The organism is [Clostridium] symbiosum (assembly GCA_036419695.1).
GTDB classification, from domain to species: Bacteria; Bacillota; Clostridia; order Lachnospirales; family Lachnospiraceae; genus Otoolea; species Otoolea symbiosa_A.
In genome coordinates this window covers 1,028,874-1,052,456 of sequence record CP143946.1, presented here as the reverse complement: position 1 = coordinate 1,052,456, position 23,583 = coordinate 1,028,874, and the positions used below count along the sequence as shown (strand labels likewise).

19 protein-coding genes are annotated in these 23,583 nt (G+C 49.1%); 2 read left to right on the top strand and 17 right to left on the bottom strand.

All coding sequences use genetic code 11. From position 1 onward, the window contains the following. Window positions 1-25: 25 nt before the first annotated feature. The 5 genes from V3C10_05005 to htpG form a co-directional block, all read right to left on the bottom strand. Window positions 26-865 carry a DegV family protein gene (locus V3C10_05005; protein ID WVP63180.1) on the bottom strand — a complete coding sequence of 280 codons (840 nt, stop codon included), beginning with the start codon at window positions 863-865 and terminating at the stop codon, window positions 26-28. Window positions 866-1,010: 145 nt separating this feature from the next. Beyond that, window positions 1,011-2,012 (bottom strand): type II CAAX endopeptidase family protein, encoded by a 1,002-nt coding sequence (locus V3C10_05000; GenBank protein ID WVP63179.1) that lies wholly within the window; start codon window positions 2,010-2,012, stop codon window positions 1,011-1,013. Window positions 2,013-2,327: 315 nt separating this feature from the next. Next, entirely contained in the window at window positions 2,328-3,497 is a 1,170-nt protein-coding gene (locus tag V3C10_04995) for an amidohydrolase family protein (protein WVP63178.1), read from the bottom strand. An 11-nt stretch (window positions 3,498-3,508) separates the two neighbouring features. After that, the gene (locus tag V3C10_04990; GenBank protein ID WVP63177.1) at window positions 3,509-4,780 is read right to left on the bottom strand and encodes an SLC13 family permease; all 1,272 of its coding nucleotides are present in this window, start codon (window positions 4,778-4,780) and stop codon (window positions 3,509-3,511) included. 258 nt (window positions 4,781-5,038) lie between these two features. Then, the gene (htpG, locus tag V3C10_04985; protein ID WVP63176.1) at window positions 5,039-7,045 is read right to left on the bottom strand and encodes a molecular chaperone HtpG; all 2,007 of its coding nucleotides are present in this window, start codon (window positions 7,043-7,045) and stop codon (window positions 5,039-5,041) included. 434 nt (window positions 7,046-7,479) lie between these two features. On the opposite strand from htpG, the gene V3C10_04980 reads away from it, so the two are divergent. Beyond that, entirely contained in the window at window positions 7,480-8,640 is a 1,161-nt protein-coding gene (locus V3C10_04980) for a M14 family zinc carboxypeptidase (GenBank protein WVP63175.1), read from the top strand. A gap of 150 nt (window positions 8,641-8,790) precedes the next feature. Here V3C10_04980 and V3C10_04975 read toward each other — a convergent pair whose 3' ends face one another. Beyond that, entirely contained in the window at window positions 8,791-9,288 is a 498-nt protein-coding gene (locus V3C10_04975) for a DUF5721 family protein (protein WVP63174.1), read from the bottom strand. A gap of 1,172 nt (window positions 9,289-10,460) precedes the next feature. Between V3C10_04975 and V3C10_04970 the strand changes: the two genes are divergently transcribed. Then, entirely contained in the window at window positions 10,461-11,771 is a 1,311-nt protein-coding gene (locus tag V3C10_04970; protein WVP63173.1) for a M18 family aminopeptidase, read from the top strand. A 153-nt stretch (window positions 11,772-11,924) separates the two neighbouring features. On the opposite strand, the gene V3C10_04965 is transcribed toward V3C10_04970, so the two are convergent. The 11 genes from V3C10_04965 to V3C10_04915 form a co-directional block, all read right to left on the bottom strand. Continuing rightward, the gene (locus tag V3C10_04965) at window positions 11,925-13,130 is read right to left on the bottom strand and encodes a glycoside hydrolase family 3 protein (GenBank protein ID WVP63172.1); all 1,206 of its coding nucleotides are present in this window, start codon (window positions 13,128-13,130) and stop codon (window positions 11,925-11,927) included. 134 nt (window positions 13,131-13,264) lie between these two features. Then, on the bottom strand, window positions 13,265-14,254 hold the full coding sequence (locus tag V3C10_04960) for a peptidylprolyl isomerase (GenBank protein ID WVP64572.1): 990 nt from the start codon (window positions 14,252-14,254) through the stop codon (window positions 13,265-13,267). A 44-nt stretch (window positions 14,255-14,298) separates the two neighbouring features. Then, window positions 14,299-15,087, bottom strand: a complete 789-nt coding sequence (locus V3C10_04955; protein ID WVP63171.1) for an HAD family hydrolase — start codon at window positions 15,085-15,087, stop codon at window positions 14,299-14,301. Further along, window positions 15,080-15,733, bottom strand: coding sequence for a Maf family protein (locus V3C10_04950; protein WVP63170.1), 654 nt, complete (start codon window positions 15,731-15,733; stop codon window positions 15,080-15,082). The genes V3C10_04955 and V3C10_04950 overlap by 8 nt, the downstream gene beginning before the upstream one ends. A gap of 316 nt (window positions 15,734-16,049) precedes the next feature. Beyond that, window positions 16,050-16,622, bottom strand: coding sequence for a putative ABC transporter permease (locus tag V3C10_04945; protein ID WVP63169.1), 573 nt, complete (start codon window positions 16,620-16,622; stop codon window positions 16,050-16,052). Between the two features lie 186 nt (window positions 16,623-16,808). Further along, a complete protein-coding gene (locus tag V3C10_04940; GenBank protein ID WVP63168.1) occupies window positions 16,809-17,270 on the bottom strand; it encodes a divergent PAP2 family protein in 462 nt (153 codons plus the stop codon). Between the two features lie 117 nt (window positions 17,271-17,387). Then, window positions 17,388-17,960 carry an HDIG domain-containing metalloprotein gene (locus V3C10_04935; protein WVP63167.1) on the bottom strand — a complete coding sequence of 191 codons (573 nt, stop codon included), beginning with the start codon at window positions 17,958-17,960 and terminating at the stop codon, window positions 17,388-17,390. 19 nt (window positions 17,961-17,979) lie between these two features. Further along, window positions 17,980-19,422: a glycogen synthase GlgA gene (gene glgA, locus V3C10_04930; protein WVP63166.1), complete on the bottom strand. Its 1,443-nt coding sequence runs from the start codon at window positions 19,420-19,422 to the stop codon at window positions 17,980-17,982. A 236-nt stretch (window positions 19,423-19,658) separates the two neighbouring features. Beyond that, window positions 19,659-20,465, bottom strand: a complete 807-nt coding sequence (gene spo0A / locus V3C10_04925; protein WVP63165.1) for a sporulation transcription factor Spo0A — start codon at window positions 20,463-20,465, stop codon at window positions 19,659-19,661. A gap of 273 nt (window positions 20,466-20,738) precedes the next feature. Beyond that, window positions 20,739-22,580: a sugar-binding domain-containing protein gene (locus V3C10_04920; GenBank protein WVP63164.1), complete on the bottom strand. Its 1,842-nt coding sequence runs from the start codon at window positions 22,578-22,580 to the stop codon at window positions 20,739-20,741. Continuing rightward, a complete protein-coding gene (locus V3C10_04915; protein WVP63163.1) occupies window positions 22,577-23,581 on the bottom strand; it encodes an ABC transporter permease in 1,005 nt (334 codons plus the stop codon). Before V3C10_04915 ends, V3C10_04920 begins: the two co-directional genes overlap by 4 nt. Window positions 23,582-23,583: the final 2 nt, after the last annotated feature.

Sequence of the window (23,583 nt, the reverse complement as noted above, 5' to 3'; positions counted from 1 at the left end):
ATATGGCGGACCTTTCAGTCCTCAGTTAAAGCGTCACGATCACTCCGCCGTCCCCGGCATATACGGTAGCCACACCCGCGGTATCCGTTATAACCGTCTCCCTGAAGGAGGCTTTTTGGCAAAGCAGTTCTTTGACCTGCTCCGCCCTTTCCCTGTTGTTGCAGTGGGCAATAATCAGCCTCTTCTCCTTCGTATCTCCGCCGCGCGCAATCGCAATGTCGGCCATACGGGACAGAGCCTTATTCATGCCTCTCGCCTGTTCCAGCTTCACAATAACGCCCTTGTCACCGGCCATAATCGGCTTGATGTTCAGGGTTGTCGCAAAAAAGGCCTGAAGGCCCGTCAGGCGTCCGTTCTTCCTCAAAAAATCAAGTGACTCCAATACGAAAAATGTTTCCATGGAATCGCGGTAGCTCCCGGCCTGCTTTACCACCTCCTCAAAGGGAAGATCCTGTTCACAGAGATCCCTTATGGTAAGAGCCACGTTCAGTTCTCCCGAGGATGCCGACAGGGAATCAATCACGGCAATGTTCTTGTCCTTCCCGTGTTCTTCCTCATATAATTCCTTTGCCAGGACGGCCGCATTGTACGTGCCGCTCAGATGGCTCGACAGCGTAATGACGAACACATTGTCCGCCTCACACTCAAATGCCTCTTTAAATTTCTCGGGGGACGGACATGCTGTCTTCGGACACTCCTTCCCGCTCTTCACCAGTCCCAGAAACGACTTCTGGTCAAAGGTCTCATCATCTATCACCTGGACATCATCCACCTGCAGCGTGAGAGGCACCATCTGAAAATGGGCGTCCTTCTTCAGTTCCTCCGTCAGGTCCAGGCAGCTGTCCCCAATAATTTTATATGTCATAGTCGTCCTCCTGTCATGCGATTCGCATCACATAGTATTCATTACTATTTATTATAGTAACCACATGAATGAAAGTCAAGTACTTCAAGGCGCCGGTACACCTGCACATTTATAATTCTGTCCACTCTGTGCCCGGTAACATGCTCTAGGCCACAAACAGGTAGAAAGCGGCCAGCAGCAGGTTCAGCACAATAAATACAGCCGTACCCGAATTTAAGTACATGGCCGAAGAAAAATCCCTGTATTCAATCCCTTCCGGCCATCTCCCCGGAAGCAGCCTCGTCCTCTTCACATTGACGCAGAAAATGACGATGGATGCAACAATTACCCCCAGCGTAATCACCGGAACCGCCAGGACGATGAACAGATAGGCAATTGAAAACTGTTCTTTTGACATCAGCAGCACGAGCAGCGTGGAGTAACTGTTGATCATAATATGCAGGATGCAGTTATACTTCATTCTTCCCGTTTTTACCGCCACGTATCCCAGCACCACGCCGATGGCGGTTGCATAAAGGATCTGGGACAGGTTCCCATGCATCAGCCCAAACATCAGGGCCGAAAAAAGAATCGCTGCCTTTTCTCCCAGCGGCCTCAAACGGTTTATCAGCTTCCATCTGAATATATATTCCTCGATAATCGGCCCGAGCACGGAAACATACAGAATCACCACAATATTCAGGCTGTCAAACAGGTTGTTGACAGGATTCATATTATAGGTATTCCTGCCGGTTAAGACAGCTACAATCAGGTTCAGCACACTTCCCACAATATTTAAAATGTATCCGGCCCCCATCGTCATGACGAAAAACATGATAAATTTACTGGGCCGCATCCTCTTCTTCTCGGGTATGACCTCGGGTACATGCTCCATGACGGCAAATGTCACCGGCAGCACCAGCGCATAGGCGAGCAGATTGCTCCCGGCAATCGAGAACCAGCCCGAATTCAGCACCTTATATAATTCCGCTCCAACGCCCATCACCTTGTAGTGGGACAGCAGATAACCAATCAGCCCAAAAAGAATTCCCGCAAGCTGAGTCAGCAGAACAAGCGCCACCAGCGACCATCCCAGCACGGAACAGATATGCCTGACCTCGCTTCTGTATTCCTGGACCCTACTCCAGTTGTAATTACCGTCGTCCATATAAAACGTCTCCTCTATTGCCGCTAAGCTTACTTTTGTGAATACTTACAGTATAGCGATTTCCGGGCGCGGAGTCAATGCGATAAGGAGTTAGTTGAGGAATGAGAACGCCGCCGGGATGGTTGGGATTCGGGATGGTGAGAGGGAGGTTATGAGTCTTCAGTCCCGGTTTGCAGGTTGTCGCAGGTGGGGAATCCGGGAGAAAAAGATTCCCCTCTCACCATCCCCGCGGTTTCCTTCCAAAAAAAGCTGTGTAATACGGGATTTCCCCGTAATTACACAGCTTTTTACAATCGCATTTACGTCCGCCGACGCTCAGCGGCGCCCTTTTCTGATCGCAGGACGCCCCTGAAGATATACAATTTTTCCGTCAATCATTGTCATTTCCGGCGCAAGGATTCTGTCTCCGGTTCTGATGTTGCCTTCGGAATCTGAAAATTCCACCTTACTCCTGACAAGTCTCACCAGGGTCAGATCGGCTTTTCTTCCTTCCTCCAGCACACCGGCCTCTCTCTCCATCCCGAGACAGCGGGCCGGAATCCGGGTTACCGAGTCGAATACGCGGTGAAGCGGCATTCCCATATTCAGGAATTTCGACATGACAAAGGCCAGATCCTTCATATCGGACGCATTGCCGAAGGTGGCTGCGGTCGCATCACTACTGATAATGTCCGGATAAATTCCTTCTTTCAGTGCCTTTTCCGCCACCTCAAAATTAAAATTCATTCTGCCGTTCCCCACTTCCAGGAAGACGCCTCTCTCCCTGGCGTCGTGGAACGCGCGCTGTACGGTTCCATCCTCCTTGAGGATTGTCATGCCCTTGTTATGGTACATATGGCTGTAAATATCACCGGGCCGGAGCCGTTTTACAATCTCTTCCGCCCTCACGGGAGGATCTGTTGTGTGGACGCAGACCGGAAGACCAAACCGCTCCCCCAGTTCCAGTGCGTGTTCCAGAGGGGCAATGCCCTCATTCCCTACAATCGGGCGGCTGACTCTGACCTTGATTCCCCGTATCTCATCCCTGTATTTTCCAATCAGCGCAGCCATCTGCTCCTCTTTCACGGCGGTGCGGGCAAGCGGTTCCATAATGCCTGTGCCAGGCTGGCCTAACGGTGAAAGGTTCAGAAAACTCCTGATTTTGATCGTCCTCGGCATAATGTCCAGCTGATGAAACGCCTCATACCCGGCGCACCCGGCCGTACCCATATCCACGGCCATCACGGCTCCCGATGCCAGCAGCAGATCTCCATTTATACCGAAGCCGCTTCCCTTTGTAAACAGATGTGTATGGAAATCAATCCAGCCGGGCTGAAGATAAGCCCCCTCCGCATCCAGTATTACATTGGCTAAAGTCTCCGCTTTCCTCCCCGTCAGAGGTTCCGCAATAAACTGAATAAGCCCCTTGTCAATTCCCGCTGCAATGTTTCGTTCTATGCCAGTATCCGGGTCCACGGCCACTGCATTATTGATGAGTAAATCCATTTTTTCCTCCGTTAAACATATAAAGGCCAGATAAACGGTATCAGTATGATACAGGCAATCAGGAATACAACCGTCATACCAATGTTGCTCTTCAGATAGTCTGAGAACTTATATCCCCCGTAAGCGTAAATCAGGTTGGCCGGAGGGCAGGCAATCGGGCTTAAAATCGACATTGTGGATGCGATGCAGAGCACCATCAGCAGTGCGGAAGGGAATACCCCGATTGTTTCCGCAATCGCAATGATGATCGGCATCAGCAGCGTAATCGTCACTACGTTGGACATAAACTGCGTCATCACGCATGTCAGGACGAAAATGACAATTGTTATGTAATACACGTTGGTAGAACCGCCAATGATTCTTATCAGGGTATCCGCCATAATCTGGGCCGCTCCCGTGTTTTTGAGAGCCGTAGCCAGCGGCGTCATTCCTCCGAGCAGAATTACCGTCTTGATGCTAACGAGCTGATATGCCTGTTTTTCCGTAAATATTCCCAGAAGCACATCGGCAACCGCTCCCATAATTGCCACCATGTAAGAAGGAATTCCTGTCCTGTCCTCAAAAATCATCCCCACGAAAACACAGAGGAGAACTGCCACGGAAGCCACCTGCTTCCACTGCGGTGCATCCTTCGGCGCCCGTTCGGAGAAAATCTGGCTCTCATCATTGTACACCTTAATATCCGGTAAAAATTTATAGCCGATCAAGTACATATAAATCAGCATGATTATGGTAAGCGGAACGCCGATTTTAGAAATTTCAAAGAAGCCGAATGGCTGTCCCAATTCTTTAATCTGATCGCCGATCAGTACATTGACCGCCGCATCTCCTACCAGCGTCAGCCTGCCTCCCGCCATAGCGCCGAGAAATGCGGACATCAGCAGTTTGGAGCGTGAAAAGCTCGTTGTAGCGGTGATACCGATGATAATCGGAATAAATACGGCGACTGTTCCTGAATTGCTGAGCCCCGCCGACATGATGGTGGACAGAATCATGATTGCCATGATCATCTGCCGCTCCGTCTTTGCATATTTCGTCACTACCGAGGCAATCTTATCACATACCCCTGTCTCAAACAGTGCGCTTCCTACAATTACAACGCCTATCAGCATCAGGATTGTCGTGCTGGCAAATCCGCTGACCGCTTCCTTCGGCGTAACCAGTCCCGTCAGCACCAGAGCACACAGCGTCAGCATTACTGTCATATTGACTGGTATTTTCTCAAGAAGAAAAGAAATAACTGCAAGTATCAGAATAATAATCGTTAGTGTGGATGGTTCCATGTTTTCCCCCTCATTTCATTTGTGTGGTTACGATCAAAGCCGCCATGGCCAGTCTTTTCTTTCATCGTCTGTCCTTATTGTATGACATCCAATCCACAAAATCCAACAATGTATTTTGTCGTTCTCAACAACAATTTTTTGTTATATTACCCATTAAAAAGACGCAGGGCGCCCTGCATAGAAATCTGCTTTCGGTAACAGTTTTTTCTACGCACAGGGCGCCCTGTGTCTTCTCACTATTCTGAACGTCCGGGAATCTTATTTAGCAAGCATTCCCATAATCTCGTTGCTTCTTGCAATAAATTTTGTCATTCTCTCCGGTGTCAGGGAGCCGTGGCTGAGCAGCGCCAAATCATAGAGCTGTTCACAAATCTTTCCTGTGTTCTCGCCCTCACCGTTCTCCAGCACATACTGAACCAGATTATTGTTTGCATTCAGGATTAAAACCTGTCCGCTTCCGCCGAACATGGAAGGATCCATTCCGTACATGTTGTACATCTTCATCATTTCCTGCATACGGCGTGATTCCTCAGAAACGGTAATCATCGAGGAAATGGACTCGTTTTTAAGTTTCTCCACCTTAACCTGGAGCTTGTCGTCTCCCAGTGTTTTGCGGAAAAGTTCCGTCAGAGTCTCCTCCGATTTGCCGAGCGCTTCCTTGTCCTCCTCGGCTACTTCTTCCTTCATCGTCTCATTGACATCCGCGTCGATACGGAGGAATTTCAGGTTTTCATGTTTCTGCTCCAGACGTCCGATGAACGGATTGTCGATGTTGTGAGGCAGAATGAGGGCGTCCTGGCCGGACTCCTTAAACATGTTGATGTACTGGCCCTGCTCCTTTTCGTCCGTTACATAGAAGAGCTTATTCTCATGGTTTTCTTCTTTAGCTCTCTCCTCGCAGTCCTTCAGCGTCAGATATTTGCCTTCCAGGTTTTTGAAAATGATATAGTCATCCATCTTCTCGGCAAATTTGTCGTCTTTCAGGCAGCCGAATTTGATAAATGGAGAAATGTCATCCCAGTATTTTTCGTAATTTTCCCGGTCTGTCTTGCACATTCCTGAAAGTTTGTCCGCCACTTTCTTTGTGATGTAATCGGAAATCTTCTTAACAAAACCGTCGTTCTGAAGAGCGCTTCTGGATACGTTAAGAGGCAGATCCGGACAGTCGATCACGCCCTTTAAGAGCATCAGGAATTCCGGAATGACTTCCTTAATGTTGTCGGCAATAAATACCTGGTTGTTATAAAGCTTGATTGTTCCCTCAAGGCTCTCATACTCCATGTTGATCTTCGGGAAATAGAGAATTCCTTTCAGGTTGAACGGGTAGTCCATGTTCAGGTGAATCCAGAACAACGGCTCCTTAAAGTCCATAAATACCTTGCGGTAAAATTCTTTATACTCCTCCTCGGTGCACTCATTCGGATGCTTGTTCCAGAGCGGGTGGATGTCGTTGAGGGCGACCGGACGTTTGAGGATCTTGTATTTTTCGGTTCTCGGTGATACTTCAACCGTCTCTTTTGTGCCGTCCTCGTTCTCCTTCTCCTCTGTCTTCGCCTCCTCGATTACGGTCTCTACAACCGTATCCTTCTCCGTCAGCTCGTCCTTTTCAATCGTCTCATACTGAGGCTCTGCCGCGCTGTTGTCCAGGAAAATCTCCACCGGCATGAAAGCACAGTATTTCTGGATTACTTCACGCGCCCTGTACTCATTACTGAATTCAGCGCTGTCGTCATTTAAGTAGAGGACAATCCTCGTACCGATGGTTTCCTTGTCGCCTTCATCCATCGTAAATTCCGTTCCGCCTTCGGATTCCCAGTGAACCGGCTTTGCCCCATCCCGATAGGACAGAGTGTCGATTACAACGCGGTCCGCTACCATGAACGCAGAATAGAAGCCAAGTCCGAAGTGACCGATAATCTGATCCTCATTGGCCTTGTCCTTATACTTCTCCAGGAAGTCCTGTGCGCCCGAAAACGCGATCTGATTGATGTACTCTTCCACTTCCTCAGCGGTCATACCGATACCGTTATCTTCCACCGTGATCGTCTTTGCATTAGAGTCTACCGTCACCTGAATTTTGTATTCCAGATCTTCCGGTTTAACGAATTCACCCATAAGCTCCAGTTTTTTGAGCTTTGTGATTGCATCACAGCCGTTGGAAATCAATTCCCTGTAGAAAATGTCGTGGTCGGAATAAAGCCATTTTTTTATAATAGGGAAGATATTCTCGCTGTTGATTGATAAGCTGCCTGTTCTAGCTGCCATAATAAACACTCCTTTACTGCCTTATTTTTTATATTTATTTTCTTAAGATACTTTGTTGTGCGGCGGCATTCCCATTCCTCCTGCCGTGCATTTATTATTCTAATACCACTTCTTCCAGATGTCAATAGAAAATTAGCACTCATTTGCATTGAGTGCTAATAATTTGATTACCAAACCTGTTACTGTTCACACCCCAGCTAAAAGCAGATGTGCTGCGAACAATAACACGCTTCGCGGAATACTGCCTGTGAACAGTAACCCAAACCTTGCGTTTTTCTTTCAGTTTTTTCCAGTTCGTTGACAATCTATACCAGAACTTTTATAATGAGTGAGTCGTAATTGTTCAGGGATCGTTTTATATAAACCGTAAACCGGCAATAATGAGGGTACTGAACAGTCGCATTGAGCCACACAAAATAAGGAGGATACTCTAAATGAACCGTAGAACAAACTTACGGCGCTTCCTGAAAAAAAGCGCTGCTGTCGGATATATTTCCCTGTCGCTGGCATTTTCCAGCATATTCGCAGGTACTGCTTTTGCCGGTCCGGCTGATGATGCATCCCTGTCGACCCCTTCCCCTGGCCCCGGAAACGGCCCCGGCGCCTCTGTCCCCGTGGATAACAGCTTTTATAACCAGAATCTCTCCGATCCGGTAGTAAAACCGGTCGATAAATACTCTTATGAGCAGATGGAACAGGATATCGCCGCATTGGCCGCACGCTATGGAAACCACATGGCGGTCAATGTCATCGGCCAGTCTCTCGACGGGAGAAATATTTACGACGTTGTCATCGGAAACCCGGGCGCGCCGAAAAAGATCCTTTTTCAGGGAGCAATCCATGCAAGGGAATATATTGTAGTTCCCCTGATGATGCAGCAGCTGGAATATATGCTTGCTTTCTACGATTCAGGAACATATAACAACCAGCCGCTTTCTTCCATCCTGAATAATGTTTCCATCCATTTTGTCCCGATGGCAAACCCCGACGGGGTCGCCATCAGCCAGTTCGGCGAAGGAGCCATCCGCTCCGAAGAGCTGCGCCAGAACATTCAGAACTGCTACACCATGGACGTGGCGGATGCCCGTACCTCACTTAGTTATGACGAGTATCTGATCCGCTGGAAGAGTAACGCCCGCGGAGTCGATTTGAACCATAACTTCGATGCAGGCTGGGAATCCCTGAACCCAACCCTGGCTCACAACTCATTTACCGACTACAAGGGAGCCTCCCCTCTGTCCGAGCCGGAATCACAGGCTCTGGCCAACCTGGTCCAGCAGCAGGCATTTTCCGCCGTTATCAACTATCACGCGATGGGAAGAGTCCTCTACTGGGATACCGACAATAACCAGAAGATGGCGGAGTCCAACGACATGGCCCTCACCGCCGCCGGTGTAACCGGGTACCAGGTACTTGGCAGCAAAGGCGTAGGCGGATTTAAAGACTGGCTCCAGAGAAAAGGAAATCCAGTGGCAGGCATCACGATTGAGGTGGGACGTTCCACCTGTCCGGTCGCCTTCTCCGAATACCAGTCAATCTGGGATCAGAACAAACAGATTCCGGTTCTCTTCAGCAAATATATTTTAAGCCATTAACCAGGCCACCAGCAAACGGATTATAAAGTAAAATAATCAAAAGCCCCGATATCCCGGTGTATTGCGAACTGGGATATCGGGGCTTTTTTGAATAATTTCTGTTTTTATCCGCGAATCTTTACTTCTCTGTGCTTCTTAATGTTTACTGTTCTATCCTTCCTCAAAAGCAATCTCTTCTTTTTTCAAAAATGCCTTTATGGAATCATCCCACTCCCGTTCCAGGGTCCGGTCCATTGTAAACTGGTTCATGGACAGTCCGGTAATGCAGGATAATACCTTTTCCTCATACCTGACGTTGATAAAAAGCCCGCCCACCTGCTCCGGAAGCCAGGAGGAACCCCTGTCCTTCAGAAAACGCTCCACATTTTCGGGAGGCAGTTTAAACACTATCGCAAAACTCTCCGGCAGCTTGCTTCCCTTAATCAGCGAAAAACAAAATGGCCGAAGCGCCTTCCAGGACGAATATGCCTCAATCTTTCCCTCTTCCAGCTCCTCGTCGGAATAAAATCCATGTCTGACTTTTCCGTCGATCGAAAAGCTGTTAAATGTAACAATCGTGGCCTCACGCACCAGAAAACGGTCGAAAGTCTCCCCAATAAATAATTTTTTTGTAAATGCCTTCATATCGGCAATCTGTAATGCAACCATAATCTCCCTCCGTCTTCTCCCATTTTACCTCACTGGGGAAGTTCGTGCAACTCCGAATAAGGGGATTTAATTGAGGAAGGAGAACGCCGCCGGGACGGTCGGGGGGCGGGATGGTGAGAGGGAGGGTGTGAGTCTTCAGTCCCGGGCTGTAGGTTGTCGCGGGTGGGGAATCCGGGCAGAAAAAGTTCTTCCGGGAAACGCTTGCGCTCTTTGGAGTACATAACAGTACTAAGGCGTCTGAGAAACGCCGCCTAAGTGCTGATGGACTCCCAGGTTCCCTGCGGAATCTTTTTCTCCCGGATTCCCCACGGGAAGATTATGGCCGGGACTGAAGACGCGAAGGTTTTTCGCCATCCCGTACCCCGGCCTGCGGCCGCTGAATTGTTCGTATTCCTTCAAAGGGGGGAGGTATTGTCGCTGCCACTACATTTCCTCGAATTACGGGAGAATGACTCCTGTATGGTATTCAATTGATGAATCTGAGCTTTGGTGCCTTACCTATCCTTGAATAACTATTGAATTTTTAGATTAATCATAAAATCTAACCTTGAATTTAGCTTTAGATTTTTCTCTGAATTCAGCCAAAAATACCTTCATAAGGTAAAAGATTCACGACTACATAGTGGCCGCAACAAGACCTCCCTCCGCACTTGACGAAAGAGACAATCAGCCCCTGAAGCCGGCGGACGGGACAGTCACCTTCCCTGAGTCTTCAGTCCCGTCGACAACCTGCCCGGGGAAGGAAGGAGAAAAGATTCCGAAGGGGACATTGGAGCCCGCCGGTGCTTGGCGAGGTTCTTTCGAGCCTAGCATCCGCTGTGCGCTCCGCAAGCGGAAGCGGGTCCCCGTAGGAATCTTTTCTCCTGGATTCCCCCTCACCACCCCCTACCAACCGGGACTGAAGACTCATCCACACCCTCCCACTCCCCCGTCCGCCGTCTTACAGAGGCGTCCTCGCATCTCAATTAAACTCCTTCCTTCTTGCATATTGCCTTCACATTCATTATACTTGAATCATTATGAGAATGGCCTCATGCTCTGCACACGGGGCCTGTCATTCGTAAGAAGAATCAAACAACGAAAAGCACGCTTCGCGAACTTTTCATTGCCACTCAATAAAACCGGACAAACCGGATTTTTCATCACTATTATCCAAAAGGAGGATTTATATCATGAACTCAATTTCATATCAAAAAGACACCGCCGAACTGATCGGCCATCTCAGGGCAGGAGTTTCTCCGTTCCACACGATCCGGTATTCCACAGGGATTTTGGAAGCGCAGGGATTTGAGGAATTGAAGCTGGACTCCCCCTGGTCTGTTCAGGCAGGTAAGTCTTATTATGTTAACATTTTTGACACCTCCCTGGCCGCTTTTTCCGTTGGCAAAGATGCCGTCTCCGGCGGCGGGGTTCCTGGTCTGCGGGTTGTTGCTTCCCACACCGACTGGCCCTGTCTGATGGTCAAACCGTCTCCTGAGCTGACCTGCGGGCCTTATGCAAAGCTGAATGTATCGGTCTATGGAGGACCCATCCTGAACACCTGGCTGGACCGTCCCCTGTCTCTGGCCGGAAAAGTCTGCGTGCGCGGCATGGATCCTTTTCATCCCGAAGTTCTGCTGGTGGACTTTGCCCGCCCGCTTCTGACCGTACCAAATCTTGCGATCCATTTTAACCGTGAAGTAAATAAGGGAGTGGAATTAAATCCTCAGAAAGACATGCAGCCGATATTGGCCGTGCTGGATGAAACGCTGAATAAAGACTCCTTTTTCCTTGATCTCCTGGCGAAGGAAACGGGCCGTAATAAGGAGGATATTTTGGATTATGAATTTTATATCTATAACTGCGACGAGCCCTGTTTGCTTGGAATCAATGATGAGATGCTCTCCTCCCCGCGCCTCGACAATCTGACCTCGGTCCATGCCTGCCTGAGCGGAATCATGGACAGCCGCCGGGAAAACGGAATTAATGCCGCCGTTCTCTATGATAACGAGGAGATCGGCAGCAGCACCAAACAGGGAGCCGCCTCCCCTCTTCTGGAACGGATTATGGAAAAAGTCTATCTCAGCCTGGGCTATGGCCGCAGTGATTTTCTCAATGCTCTCTTTGGAGGTTTCCTGCTCTCCCTCGACGTAGCCCATGCCCTGCATCCCAACCAGGCCGAAAAATACGATCCCAAGGACCGCATCTGTCTGAATGAGGGCGTCGCACTCAAACTTGCCGTTTCCCAGGCCTATGCCACAGATGCCTCCTATGTCAGCGTCATTGAGGATATCTGCCGAAGGAACAGCATACCATACCGTAAATTTTCCAACCGTTCCGATATCCGCGGCGGTTCCACGCTGGGAAGCATTTCTTCCTGCCTGTTGACCATGCCCACGGTCGATGCGGGCGCACCGCTCCTTGCAATGCATTCGTCGCGTGAGCTGATGGGGGTAAAAGATCAGTGGGCGCTGGCAGAGCTTACAAGAAGATTTTTAAGTTAAACGGGAGGACGGCGACGGACGGGACGGAGCCCTTCCCGGTCTCCAGTCCCGCCGACAACTTGCCCGGCTTCCCCCTCATCAAATTGTAAAATCGGGACTGAAGACTCGTCCAACCATCCACCATGCGCCATTTGACAGAGGCGTCCCCGCTTCTCAATTCAATTTCACCCTTAAAATCCTCTCCACCGACTGATCAATTCTCTCCTCCGAGAGTCTGCCATCGTGAACCGCATCCAGCACGCCCTGATATGCCTCTTTAAAATTCTCCGGCATCAGCAGCATATCGTTTCCTGCCTGCAGCGCTTTCACGGCGGCTTCTGCGGGGCTGTAAGAGGATATGACCGCACCCATATTCAAGGCGTCCGTAATAATAATCTCATTATATCCCAGTGTCCCTCTCAGGATCTCCGTGAGCATCATCGAAGACAGGGAAGCCGGAGTATTATCACCGGTCACGGCCGGTGCGGCGATGTGTCCTGACATGATAAAATGCGCTCCGGCATCTGCTCCCTCTTTAAACGGGACAAAATCTTCTGCCGTCAGTTCTTCAAGCGTCCTCTCCGTCGACGCATATCCTTCGTGGCTGTCCGCCGCCGTACCGCCATGTCCTGGAAAATGTTTCAGCACGGCGCTTATACCGTGGGCCTGGAGACCTTTTACCACCTCGTTTGAAAAGGCCGCCGTTACGGCTCCGTCCGTTCCAAAGGAGCGGCGCGCCACTACTGTGTTTTCAGGATTGGTCAGAACATCCGCCACCGGGGCAAAGTCCATATTAAAACCCAAATCTGCAAGGTAAGTTCCTATCTTATCGCCCACTTCATATGCCTTATTCGGATCCCCTGAGGCTCCTATTTCACGCATATCGGGAAATGAGGCAATCCCAAACTCTTCCCTGCCGCTGATTCTGGCAACCTGCCCGCCCTCTTCGTCCACGGCCAGAAACGCCTCCACTCCAATGCGGTTCCTGAAATATTTCTGCGTCCTGGTGAGCATATCTTTTACCTGCTCCGGAGAACGCAGATTCTGCTTAAAATAAACAATTCCCCCGACCGGATACCTGTTAATGGATTCTTCGGTCTTTGCGCCCGCCGCATATACCTCATCCACTTCCGTGAGCGCCTCAGGCGTCACCATAAAGAGCTGCAGGGCCTTCTCCTCCAGCGTCATCCTCGCCATGATCTCCTCAACCGTCGGCGGCTTTTCTTCCGCCCCGGCTGCAGAACCTCCGCTTCCATCTCCGGTCCCGTTTTTCTCATCGCCCGGAAATACTTCCGTCCCGACCGCCGCCGAGGATTCCCTCGCTGCCGCCAGTTCCTGATCCTTCTTCACCGTGTGGCGGTGAATTAAAACAACTGCCATGACTGCTGCCGCTGTGATCAAAAGCAGAATAAGCCATCCTACAGAATTCCCCCCGCGCCTTCTCCGGCTCCTGGGATTTCTTCTGCTTTGTCCGCGTTGCCGTTCTTCCATCTCCATGTCCAGCCTTTCGCCTGTTATTGTCCCGAATGCTTCCTGTAGATTTCAAAGAAATCCGCACCCGCTGCATAGCTGCCCGAACCGAGATCCAGTTTATTCCATGGATCGCCCGAGTAAGTCAGATTGACCTCCTCCTTGAACCTGTCATAGATTTCCCGGAATGCCTTGCGTTTGCGCTCCTCAAAAATGACTTTCTTCCTGGCCGCCGTAGCTTCTTCGTCATAGTCGCTGACGCATTTCAGCACATAGTATGAGCCGTCCGACTCGATCACCTGGCTCACCTGCCCGCTCGTCAGTTCAAAGGCCGCATCCTCAAATCCCTGGGCCTCCTCTTTTCTGCCCAACTGCCTTGTGGTGACGGATAGTCCGGCATCCTCGGCAGATTTTTCAAAATTTGCATTTTCCTGTGACGCAGCAACGACCAGATTCTCTGCTGCCTGTCTGTCGGAGGTTTCGGCCTGCATCAGTGTAATCACTTTTGCCTCGCTGTCGCTGACTTCCAGGGCAATCCCTTCCGTCAATGCCTCCACCAGTTTTTCAGCCATACAGTAATCCTCAAATACCGTCCTCACGTCCTCCTCGGTGACTCCCATATGCGAGATGTCCTCCGATGTCAGATTCCCATAGTATTCCGAGGCCGCAGCAGTCATCTGGGAGCGTTCCTCCGGCGACAGGGTCATCTTTTTGTCCTCGGCCAGCAGATTCATGATTTTCAGCTCTTCCATAAAGTTTTTAATCTGGCCCGTCAAATAGGATGCAAAATCTTCCTGCTCATCGGATATCGTGACATTCCAAATCTGGTCCGTGCAGATTTCCTCGTACCGGTTTTTCTCCGTCATCGCGATTACCATGATCTCGGGGAGGGAATACCCTTTTTCGCTTTTTTTACCGGCAGGCAGCGAAGCTCCCTTACCGCATCCGGTCAGAACAATCAGACTGAGCGCCAGCGCCGCTGCCGACAGCTTCATCCAGATCCGGCTCTTTTTTTTCTTATTGTGACATGTCATTCTATTCAAATTTCACTCCTGTCGTGATGATTGGTTTCCTTTTTCTACAAAAGAAGCTTCAGTATTTTCATAACACCGTCATTCACATTGCGATCCGCCTGGAATCTGGCCGTTTTTTTGACTTCTTCCCTCGCATTTCCCACGGCAAAGCTGTAATAGGCCCGGTTCAGCATCTCTATATCATTGAGCTGATCACCAAAAACCATCGTCTCCTCCGGGGCAATCCCGAGGCTTTCCTGCAGCGTCTTAACAGCCTCGCCCTTGTTGACGCCCAGGGCCATGCAGTCCATCCACATTTCTCCTGATATCGTCATCTTAAGCCTGCTGCCGTATTTGCTGAAATACGGTTCGGCGGCGTGCTGGATTCCATCCCTCCGGTACGCGGCCACCTTGATAATTTCATCGTCCACCTTGGTGACGTCATCCACCTCGATAATATTAAAATGGTATCCGTTTGCCATCCAGTCTATGAACTCTCTGTCTTTCGTCTCCAGATAGGTCCCCTTGGCCCCGCTTACCATGACCTCCAGATCCGGATCCTTTCTGATATCCACCGCCAGCTGATCCGCGGTTTCCCGGTCGATTGGATAGAGAAAAAGATTTCTTCCATAGCAGCCCAGGTAAGAACCGTTCTCCGCCACATAAAAAATCTCCTTTTTGATAGGGGCAAAGGTACACTCAATACTGGCAGCCTGACGTCCGCTGGCGGCTGCAAAATGGATCTTCTTTTTCTTTTTCAGTTCCATAATCACATCAAAAATCTCCGGATTGATTTGATTCTCTCCGTCTTTTACAAGGGTGCCGTCAATATCCGATACGATTAATTTAATCATCCTGTTCCTCCAATAGGCGTTTCATTTCCTGATAGACTCTTCCGGCCGGAAGTCCCATTACATTTGTATAAGACCCCTGGATTCCTCTGATATGCGCGGCGAATCTGCCCTGGATTCCATAAGCTCCCGCCTTATCCATGGATTCCCCGCAGGCCAGATAAGCTTCTATTTCCTGCTCCGACATCGGATATACATCGACCACGGTTTCCACAGCAAAGGTCTTCTTCCGTTCACCTGCAATCAGAGTCACACCGGTGTAAACGTGGTGAGTTCCTCCCTGAAGAGTTCTGAGCATATTCGCCGCATCTTCATAATCCGCCGGTTTGCCGAGGATTCTGCCGTCTGCATAGACTACCGTGTCTGAACCGACCACTATCTGTGTGAGGGATGTCCCCTCTTCCGCCTCCGTCTTCTCAGCCTTCTTTGCACGGTCCTCAGTAAACTTCTCTTTCTGCGTCTTTTCAAGCCTCGCCGCTACTTCTTCGGCCTTCTGCCTGGAAAGTTCCATCACCACCTGATCCGGTTCCTTTTTCGTCACCTTCTCCTCAACCCGGCTGGGCATCACTTCCGGGACGATTCCAATCTGCCTGAGCAGCTCTTCTCTCCTCGGAGAGGCAGAGGCCAGTATCACTTTTATATTCTCCATTTTTACATCCTGTCTCTGTTTTATAATTTGTTACTGTCCACTCCTGCAACCCGGGATTTTCACGCGGAATATGCGCGAAAACACCTCGCGGTTTATTACCTTTGAACAGTATCTATCATTATCGTGTTTCGCATAATAGCGGACGGTACACCGCCACCCTTTTATTTATACCACAAACTCCCCTGTATGCACAAGGGCGGCTGCAACGAAAAGCAGGCGGCAGTCCGTATTCCGTTCTGCCGCCCGCTTACTGATCCGTCAATCCATATTCATGCCGCCGTGACGGCGTTTTAACCGCTCCTCCAGCCTAAGCCTGCTATGGATTGACCTTCATCCTGCCGATCATCTCCGTATCTTCTTCACAGTCTTTTTCCCTCAACTCAGTCCTGAAGCTGTAGAAAAAGTCGAACACATAGAAGAAAATCAATGCCAGAGCCACATATTTCCCAACGTGGTTTGGGATCCTTCTCACCGTATTCTGTACCTGAACATTGAGGATCCTGAAAAAGATAATTCCCAGAAGTCCCCAGCCCAGACTGCTCTCCAGACAGATAATCCCCTTATAATTACATTTCTTCTTACTGTAATCCCACCAGAAAGCTCCAAAAAGCCGTATCATGATTCTAGCGGTGATAAGCTCCATCGTCGTTGCCATCAGCATACTTGCAAAATAGAGCTTTACCATGTTGTCGGAAACCGGTCTGAGGAGTATGGCGGCTCCGATAGCCCCAAAACCGTAAATAATACAGAACGGTCCATGGCCAAAGCCGCGGTTATAAACTGGTTTTCTGTTTTCCACAGTCAGAACAATGCATTCGAGGATATAGCCTATCAGGCTGAATGTAAAAAAACAATTAATCCAAAAATAAATGTCTGCCGTTATCTTCATTTGCAAATTCCCGTCCTTTCAGTCTCTCTTCTCTGTCCCCTGCCGGAAACTTCCTAATAATTTTTTCCAGTATAATATGAAATAATTCAGAAAGCAAGAAAATTGTAACAATTTTATAACTTGATTCTCCCCCCATAATGGCAAAAAGCCCACACCGTGAGCTTTTCCCCCTGACCTTTATAAAATTTAAATAAACATCGGATCCATCACCAGGGCAATAATTACCCCCAGGATTGCTCCCGCCGCAACCTGGATTGGAGTATGTCCCACATATTCTTTTAATTTCTCCTGCAGTACCACGCCGTCCAGTTTGAGAAAATCGTCGAACAGCAGACTGTTAAGTACCTTCGCCTGTTTCCCTGTTTCCTGCCGTACGCCGATTGCGTCGTACATTACAACCATGGATACGATAAAACAGACTGCAAATTCAAAACTGCCTCCGCCGTATCTCATCCCCGCTGCCGTTGTCAGCGCACACATCGTGGACGAATGGGAGCTGGGCATACCGCCCGAGCCCACCAGCCGCTCGGGGTTAAAGGAACGGTTCAGCGCAATATCAAGCAGTGTTTTCAGTACCTGGGCGATTACCCAGCCTGCCACGCCGCTCATTAACGTCTGGTTTCCGGTTACTTGCTGAAAAAATGTCATGTTTATCTCCTGTACTTTTCTTTTATCGACACCAGCCCTACCACGGCATAAAAGCCCGGCGAGCCGGGCTCTTTATACTCATGATGGTGACCTGCGCGCATTGCCTGAGGACTATCGTCAGCGTCTGGCCCAGGCCGGACGCAGATTATATAGGAACCAGTCTTTCATCCTTGCGCCGACCTCTGCAAGACCGCAGTATTTGTCGGCATAAATGATGGTATATCCTTCCTTATATTTCGGAGGAACCGGTGTCAGCGGCCACATATGGCGGAGAATCATATTCTTCTCCTTCTCTGTCACCTGAAAATACTTCTCGGCATTCTTCATCGCCGTCTTCGGATGGGTAAATCCGTGGAAATATTCTCCTGTCTCCTTTGCGTGGGTATGCCAATCGTAGAGAAACAAATCATGGAGGAGAGCCGCTCTTGCCGCCTGGCGGTAATCCCACCCATATTTCCTGCACATCTTATAGCTCATGTAGGAAACGCGGATGCAATGCTCTTTACAGGTAGTATTCCCGTGCTGGAAGTAATTATCCATGGACTGGAACACAGGGGTTTCCAGAATATCGGCGACGCAGTCCATATAACCGCTGTCCTTTTTATACTCCCCCCGCACGGCCCAGTTGCCGTCTTCCGACCATCTTCTGACCGCTTCCTTTTCCTGCCGGCTTAATCTTATCTGTTCCATGCCCTAATCGCACTCCTTACTATCCAATCAGCCAGTCATAAAGTTCCTGATACTTCATAGCCGATGCATGCCAGGAGAAATCCGCCGCCATGCCCCGGTCTACAATCTTGTTCCATTCACGCTTTTTGTTGTAGAAAACGTATTTGGCGTAATAAATGCAGTCCAGCATCTCATGTGCGTTGTAATTGGCGAACGAAAAACCGGTGCCGGTGCCCTCATACTCATTATACGGCCAGACCGTATCTTTTAAACCGCCGGTTTCCCGGACAATCGGTACGGTTCCGTAACGCAGGGCCATAAGCTGGCTCAGTCCGCAGGGTTCAAACAGGGACGGCATCAGGAAAGCGTCACAGGCTGCATATACCTTGTGCGACAGTTCCTCGGAATAGTAAATGTTAGCGGAAACCCTGTCGTTATACTTCCAGTCATAGTGACGGAACATATTCTCATACTTTTCATCACCGGTGCCCAGGATTACGAGCTGGACGTCCTCCGCACAGATGTCGTCCATTACGCACTGGATCAAATCAAATCCCTTCTGATCCGTGAGACGCGAAACAATACCAATCATGAATTTCTTCTCATCCTGCGCTAGGCCGAGCTGAGCCTGAAGGTCCTTCTTATTCTTCGCCTTCTCCTTACGGAATGTCCTCGCGTTGTAATTCTGCGCAATCAGCTTATCCGTCTCAGGATTGAATTCATCATAATCAATACCGTTTAAAATGCCCCGCAGGCTGTTGCTTCTGGCCCTCATCAGGCCGTCCAGTCCCTCGCCGTAAAACGGGGTTTTTATCTCTTCCGCATACGTATTGCTGACGGTTGTGACGGCGTCGGCAAAGACAAGGCCGCCCTTTAACATATTGCCGTCTTTGTATGCTTCCAGTTTATCAGGTGTGAAGTAGTAATCAGGAAGTTCGGAAAAACGCTGGACTGTCTTTACATCCCATACGCCCTGGAACTTCAGATTGTGAATTGTCATAACCGATTTAATATCGCGGAAGAATTCGCCGCCGCGGAATTTATCTTTCAAGTGTACCGGAATAAGACCGGTCTGCCAGTCATGACAGTGAATGACATCGGGCTTGAACCCGATCACAGGCAGAGACGACAATGCCGCCTTGCAGAAAAAGGAGAACTTCTCCAGGTCAAAATACCAGTCCCCATAAGGTTTACTGCCCCAGAAGTAGCTTTCATTGTCAATAAAATAAAAGGTAATTCCCTCATACTCATACTGCAGTATGCCCACATACCGGTTCTGTCCCAGGTAGTCCATATAGAAATGGCTGACATACTTCATCTCGCTGCGAAGGCTCTCCTTGATGCAAAGATACTTCGGTATCATAACCCTCACATCAAAATATTCTTTATCAAAACATTTTGGAAGTGAACCTACAACGTCCGCCAATCCTCCCGTCTTTATAAACGGAACTGCTTCTGATGCTATAAAGAGAATGTTCTTCATAATACTACCTCCCCGGCTACATTATATTGAAAACGTTTCACGTCATACCTCACACGATGATTATAATCATTATACAATATAATTATGAATTTAGAAAGTAGTATCAGAATTTTTTAAGTCTTTTATTATTATTCTAAAATACTTGTAAATTGTTACATACAATTGCTTCCAGCCGGTAAAACCGGGTTAATACGCCCGTATCCGGGCGCCGTATTTTGAAAAAATTTCCAGTCCGGTTAATTCATTCTGCGGTAGTCCAGGCGGATCTTATCCACAATCAGGGCTATGAATTCCGAGTTGGTTGGCTTGCCCTTTCCCGTGCTCACCGTGTATCCGAACAGTTCATTGATTGTATCCATCTTTCCTCTGCTCCATGCCACTTCAATCGCGTGGCGGATTGCGCGCTCCACACGGCTGGGCGTTGTCTGGTGTTTCTTTGCAATGGTCGGATACAGGATTTTTGTCACCGATGCAAGCATCTCTTTATCACTGACGGACATAATAATAGCATCCCGCAGATACTGGTAACCTTTGATATGTGCCGGGATGCCAATCTCATGAAGCATCTGAGTTACATCATTTTCCAGATTCTGCTCCATATAATCCGATTTATTTACATAAGGTTTCACTTTTCTGCTTCCCGCAAGCATGGTTGTTTTATTTTTGTAACCCGACAGTCTTCTCAGTTTGTCGAGGACGCTGTCCCTGGTAAAGGGTTTCATGATGTAATAGCTGGCGCCGAGTTTAAAGGCATCTGCTGTCAGATTCTCACTGCTGGCCGCCGTTACCATGATGAAAGATGTATTTTCTTTGAATTCTTCGTTATTTTTTACCTTCTCCATAACCGAGATTCCGTCCATACCCGGCATAACTATGTCCAGTAAGACAACATCCGGCTTTGTTCTCAGTATCATATTGTACGCCTCATTGCCATTATCTGCCTTTCCAACGACATGATAATCTTTTTCACTCTCCAGTATTTCGCCAAGCATCTCCAAAGTCTGCCTGTTGTCATCCGCAATCGCAATATTAAGTTCTGCCATGATATACTCTCCTCCTAAAATTTAAATGGTAATGATGATTATAGACTCGACCCCGTTTTTCTTTCAACTCGATCTCACCGCATAATTCGACACGAAATGTCACAAAAAAGCCGATACAGAATAGGTGTTCCCCCGGTAAAATTCGGGAGACTCCTGTCACATTTCCCTTTTACGGCAATTCTTATTATAACGGATACTTGCCTTTTGTGCAAAATGTTGTCGGAATTTTTTTCGGGACGTTAGCGGGGTTTTGCGGAGAGGAAAAGCGGCAGTTTACCACGCTGCCGCTTCACCCTCCGTAACCCTGTCAAACATCTCATAAAGCTTTTTATTCAGCTTCTGGACTTTCTCTATCTGCAGTTTGTCAACCTCACGGTCATATGTCATGACACCATTGATCTCCTCCTCAATATCGCTGGTCTGCGTATAGATGGCGCTGCACAGGCCGCGCTCCAGGTTCGGGTATATTTCCTCCTCCCACAGCCGCTTATAGTTCTCCGTAAGCTCCTCAGAGGAATGGTAATGCTGGTAGCCGAATTCCTTTTCACACGGCAGATGGCCTTCCACCGGATAGGCGTATCCCCCATATTCGGTCAGTGCGACCGTACGGTCCTCCTGCGGCTTTACTTTCAATTTATGGACATAATTGTGGATGCTGTACATATCCCCGCCCTTCTGGTCAAACCAGCCGCAGGCCTCGTTGATCAGCCTGGTGTTATCGGTTCTCCGGATTCTCTCCGTCGCCTTCGGGGCATCAAACTGCCCCCAGCCCTCGTTGAAGGGAACCCACACCGCAATGCTGGGATAATTGTACAGAGTGCGCACCATTCCATCCAGATCGGTATAGTACTGCTCACGCCCTTCCCTGTCTTTCCGCCTGAATATACCGTAGTGGTGATCGCTCACGCCTCTGGCAAACCGGTCGGATGCATTCGGCAGATGGGTCACGAAAACCATGTTATATTCGCCTCCGCCGTTCGGCATATCCTGCCAGACAATCATACCAAGCCTGTCACAGTGATAGTAAAAACGCTCCGGCTCAATCTTGACATGCTTGCGGATGGTGTTGTATCCCATCTCCTTCAGCTTGACAATGTCGTATTTCAGCGCGTCGTCGCTGGGCGCGGTAAGAAGGCTCTCCGGCCAGTAACCCTGATCCAGAATGCCGTTGAAAAAGTATGGTTTATTGTTTAAAAAGAATCTTAAGATGCCTTTTTTGTCCCTGCCGGACGATATTTTACGCATTCCAAAGTAAGAGGACACCTCATCCTCCCCCAGTGTGATTTTCAGATCGTAGAGGTGGGGATCGTCGGGACTCCAGGCCCTGAAACCGTCAAGCTTTATCACTATCTCCCGGCCTGTGTCCGCTACGGCCTCCCCTACCGGAGTTTTGCCGTCGTAAATTTCCAGTTTTACCTTCTTACACGCCTCTTTCTCCGCGCTCCATCCGTCTCCTTCCTCACCGCCCTCATCATCCCTGTTGGAGTATACCGTAATCTTCACGGCGCTTTCATCAAACATGGGGGTGATCTTTACCTCCGTGATATACTCTTTAGCCACGCTCTCCATCCAGACGGTTTTCCAGATCCCGCTCTGGGGAGTGTAAAAGAGCGACCCGTATTTGCCTTTCTTCTCAAGTTTCTGTTTTCCCCTCGCATGGGGCGAAAGTTCCGTCCTGTCGGTGACACGGAGCGTAATCTCGTTCTCTCCATCGCGGAGGCTCTCCGTTATGTCGAAGGAAAACGGCAGATAGCCGCCCTTATGTCCCCCTATCTCCGTACCGTTGACATACAGGATACACTCCTGATCGACGGCTCCGAAATGGAGCAGGACTCTGCTCTTCCTGAAACCGGACGGAACGGTAAATTTTTTTCTGTAATGCAGATACTGGTGGGGCATCAGAATTTTTCCCACACCGGACAGCGAGGTCTCCGGCGAAAACGGCACGAGGATCGTGCCGTCGTAAGAATCCGCCGTCTCCGACTCACTGATGCAATATTCCCATTCTCCGTTCAGATTGAGATAACTGTCCCTCACAAGATTCGGACGGGGGTATTCCGGTAAAATATGTTCTGTATCAAGCTCTTTTCCCCACCTGCTGACTAGTTGAATCATGATTCACCCACCTGTTTCCTTTTGATTTTGATCGTCTGAAACACTTCAGACTGGACTCCGACGGAAATCAGCACCAGCATACCCATGATAATTGACTGCCAGTGAACGGAAATACTGGTCGGAAGATATGTAAAGATTGTGTTGATAATAAAATAAATCAAAATTCCGAAAAATGCGCCGGAAAATTTCCCTTCCCCGCCGGACAGCTTTACGCCGCCGATTGCACACATGGCGATCGCATATGTCTCATACACATTGCCTGCACTCAGAGTCGCGCTGCCGCTGCTGGACGCCAATAGTACGCCGGAGAGCGCCGCGATAAAACCGGAGCAGACGAATGCCTTGATTTTAATCCGGTCCACATCGATTCCCATCATCCGCGCCGCCTCGCAGTTTCCTCCCACCGCATACATTCCCATGCCGAACTTCGTATGCCTGGAAACATACATGCAGATGAACGTGATGACAAAAAGCATCGGAATCAGGATTGAGATACCACTGTTCATCCCCGGTATCACCCCTTTTAGAATCTTTGTATTGGCAAATGTGAGCACGCCTCCCGTGATCGCAACCGACTTTTTGGCTACAATCAGGATTACTCCGCGGAGGGCGAACAGCATCGCCAGGGAAGCAATCCAGGACGAAATCCTCATTTTGGTAACCATCAGGCCGATTAAAAGCCCGGAAGCCACACCAACCATCAGACCGCAGAAAATTCCGAAAACGGGGTTGACCTGGGCGGTAATTCCCATCACCACTCCGCTGAGGGCAAACACGGCTCCGACGGAGAGATCGATCTCGGCGCACAAAATGACAAATGTCATCCCCAGCGCCAGAAAACCGCCGTTTTTCGCTGCCTTTAAAAGAATATTAAACACATTGGCCGTCGTCAAAAAGTTTTTATCTTTGAAAATAATACTTGTCGCAATCACTAAAAGCAGAAATGCTAAGATAGTACTTTTTGAATAAAACGAATTATATATTTTTTTTATTAATTTCATAC

Coding starts and splice junctions, on each gene's coding strand:
- V3C10_05005 (WVP63180.1), bottom strand. CDS start 865: ATGACATATAAAATTATTGGGGACAGCTGCCTGGACCTGACGGAGGAA.
- V3C10_05000 (WVP63179.1), bottom strand. CDS start 2,012: ATGGACGACGGTAATTACAACTGGAGTAGGGTCCAGGAATACAGAAGC.
- V3C10_04995 (WVP63178.1), bottom strand. CDS start 3,497: ATGGATTTACTCATCAATAATGCAGTGGCCGTGGACCCGGATACTGGC.
- V3C10_04990 (WVP63177.1), bottom strand. CDS start 4,780: ATGGAACCATCCACACTAACGATTATTATTCTGATACTTGCAGTTATT.
- htpG (WVP63176.1), bottom strand. CDS start 7,045: ATGGCAGCTAGAACAGGCAGCTTATCAATCAACAGCGAGAATATCTTC.
- V3C10_04980 (WVP63175.1), top strand. CDS start 7,480: ATGAACCGTAGAACAAACTTACGGCGCTTCCTGAAAAAAAGCGCTGCT.
- V3C10_04975 (WVP63174.1), bottom strand. CDS start 9,288: ATGGTTGCATTACAGATTGCCGATATGAAGGCATTTACAAAAAAATTA.
- V3C10_04970 (WVP63173.1), top strand. CDS start 10,461: ATGAACTCAATTTCATATCAAAAAGACACCGCCGAACTGATCGGCCAT.
- V3C10_04965 (WVP63172.1), bottom strand. CDS start 13,130: ATGGCAGTTGTTTTAATTCACCGCCACACGGTGAAGAAGGATCAGGAA.
- V3C10_04960 (WVP64572.1), bottom strand. CDS start 14,254: ATGACATGTCACAATAAGAAAAAAAAGAGCCGGATCTGGATGAAGCTG.
- V3C10_04955 (WVP63171.1), bottom strand. CDS start 15,087: ATGATTAAATTAATCGTATCGGATATTGACGGCACCCTTGTAAAAGAC.
- V3C10_04950 (WVP63170.1), bottom strand. CDS start 15,733: ATGGAGAATATAAAAGTGATACTGGCCTCTGCCTCTCCGAGGAGAGAA.
- V3C10_04945 (WVP63169.1), bottom strand. CDS start 16,622: ATGAAGATAACGGCAGACATTTATTTTTGGATTAATTGTTTTTTTACA.
- V3C10_04940 (WVP63168.1), bottom strand. CDS start 17,270: ATGACATTTTTTCAGCAAGTAACCGGAAACCAGACGTTAATGAGCGGC.
- V3C10_04935 (WVP63167.1), bottom strand. CDS start 17,960: ATGGAACAGATAAGATTAAGCCGGCAGGAAAAGGAAGCGGTCAGAAGA.
- glgA (WVP63166.1), bottom strand. CDS start 19,422: ATGAAGAACATTCTCTTTATAGCATCAGAAGCAGTTCCGTTTATAAAG.
- spo0A (WVP63165.1), bottom strand. CDS start 20,465: ATGGCAGAACTTAATATTGCGATTGCGGATGACAACAGGCAGACTTTG.
- V3C10_04920 (WVP63164.1), bottom strand. CDS start 22,580: ATGATTCAACTAGTCAGCAGGTGGGGAAAAGAGCTTGATACAGAACAT.
- V3C10_04915 (WVP63163.1), bottom strand. CDS start 23,581: ATGAAATTAATAAAAAAAATATATAATTCGTTTTATTCAAAAAGTACT.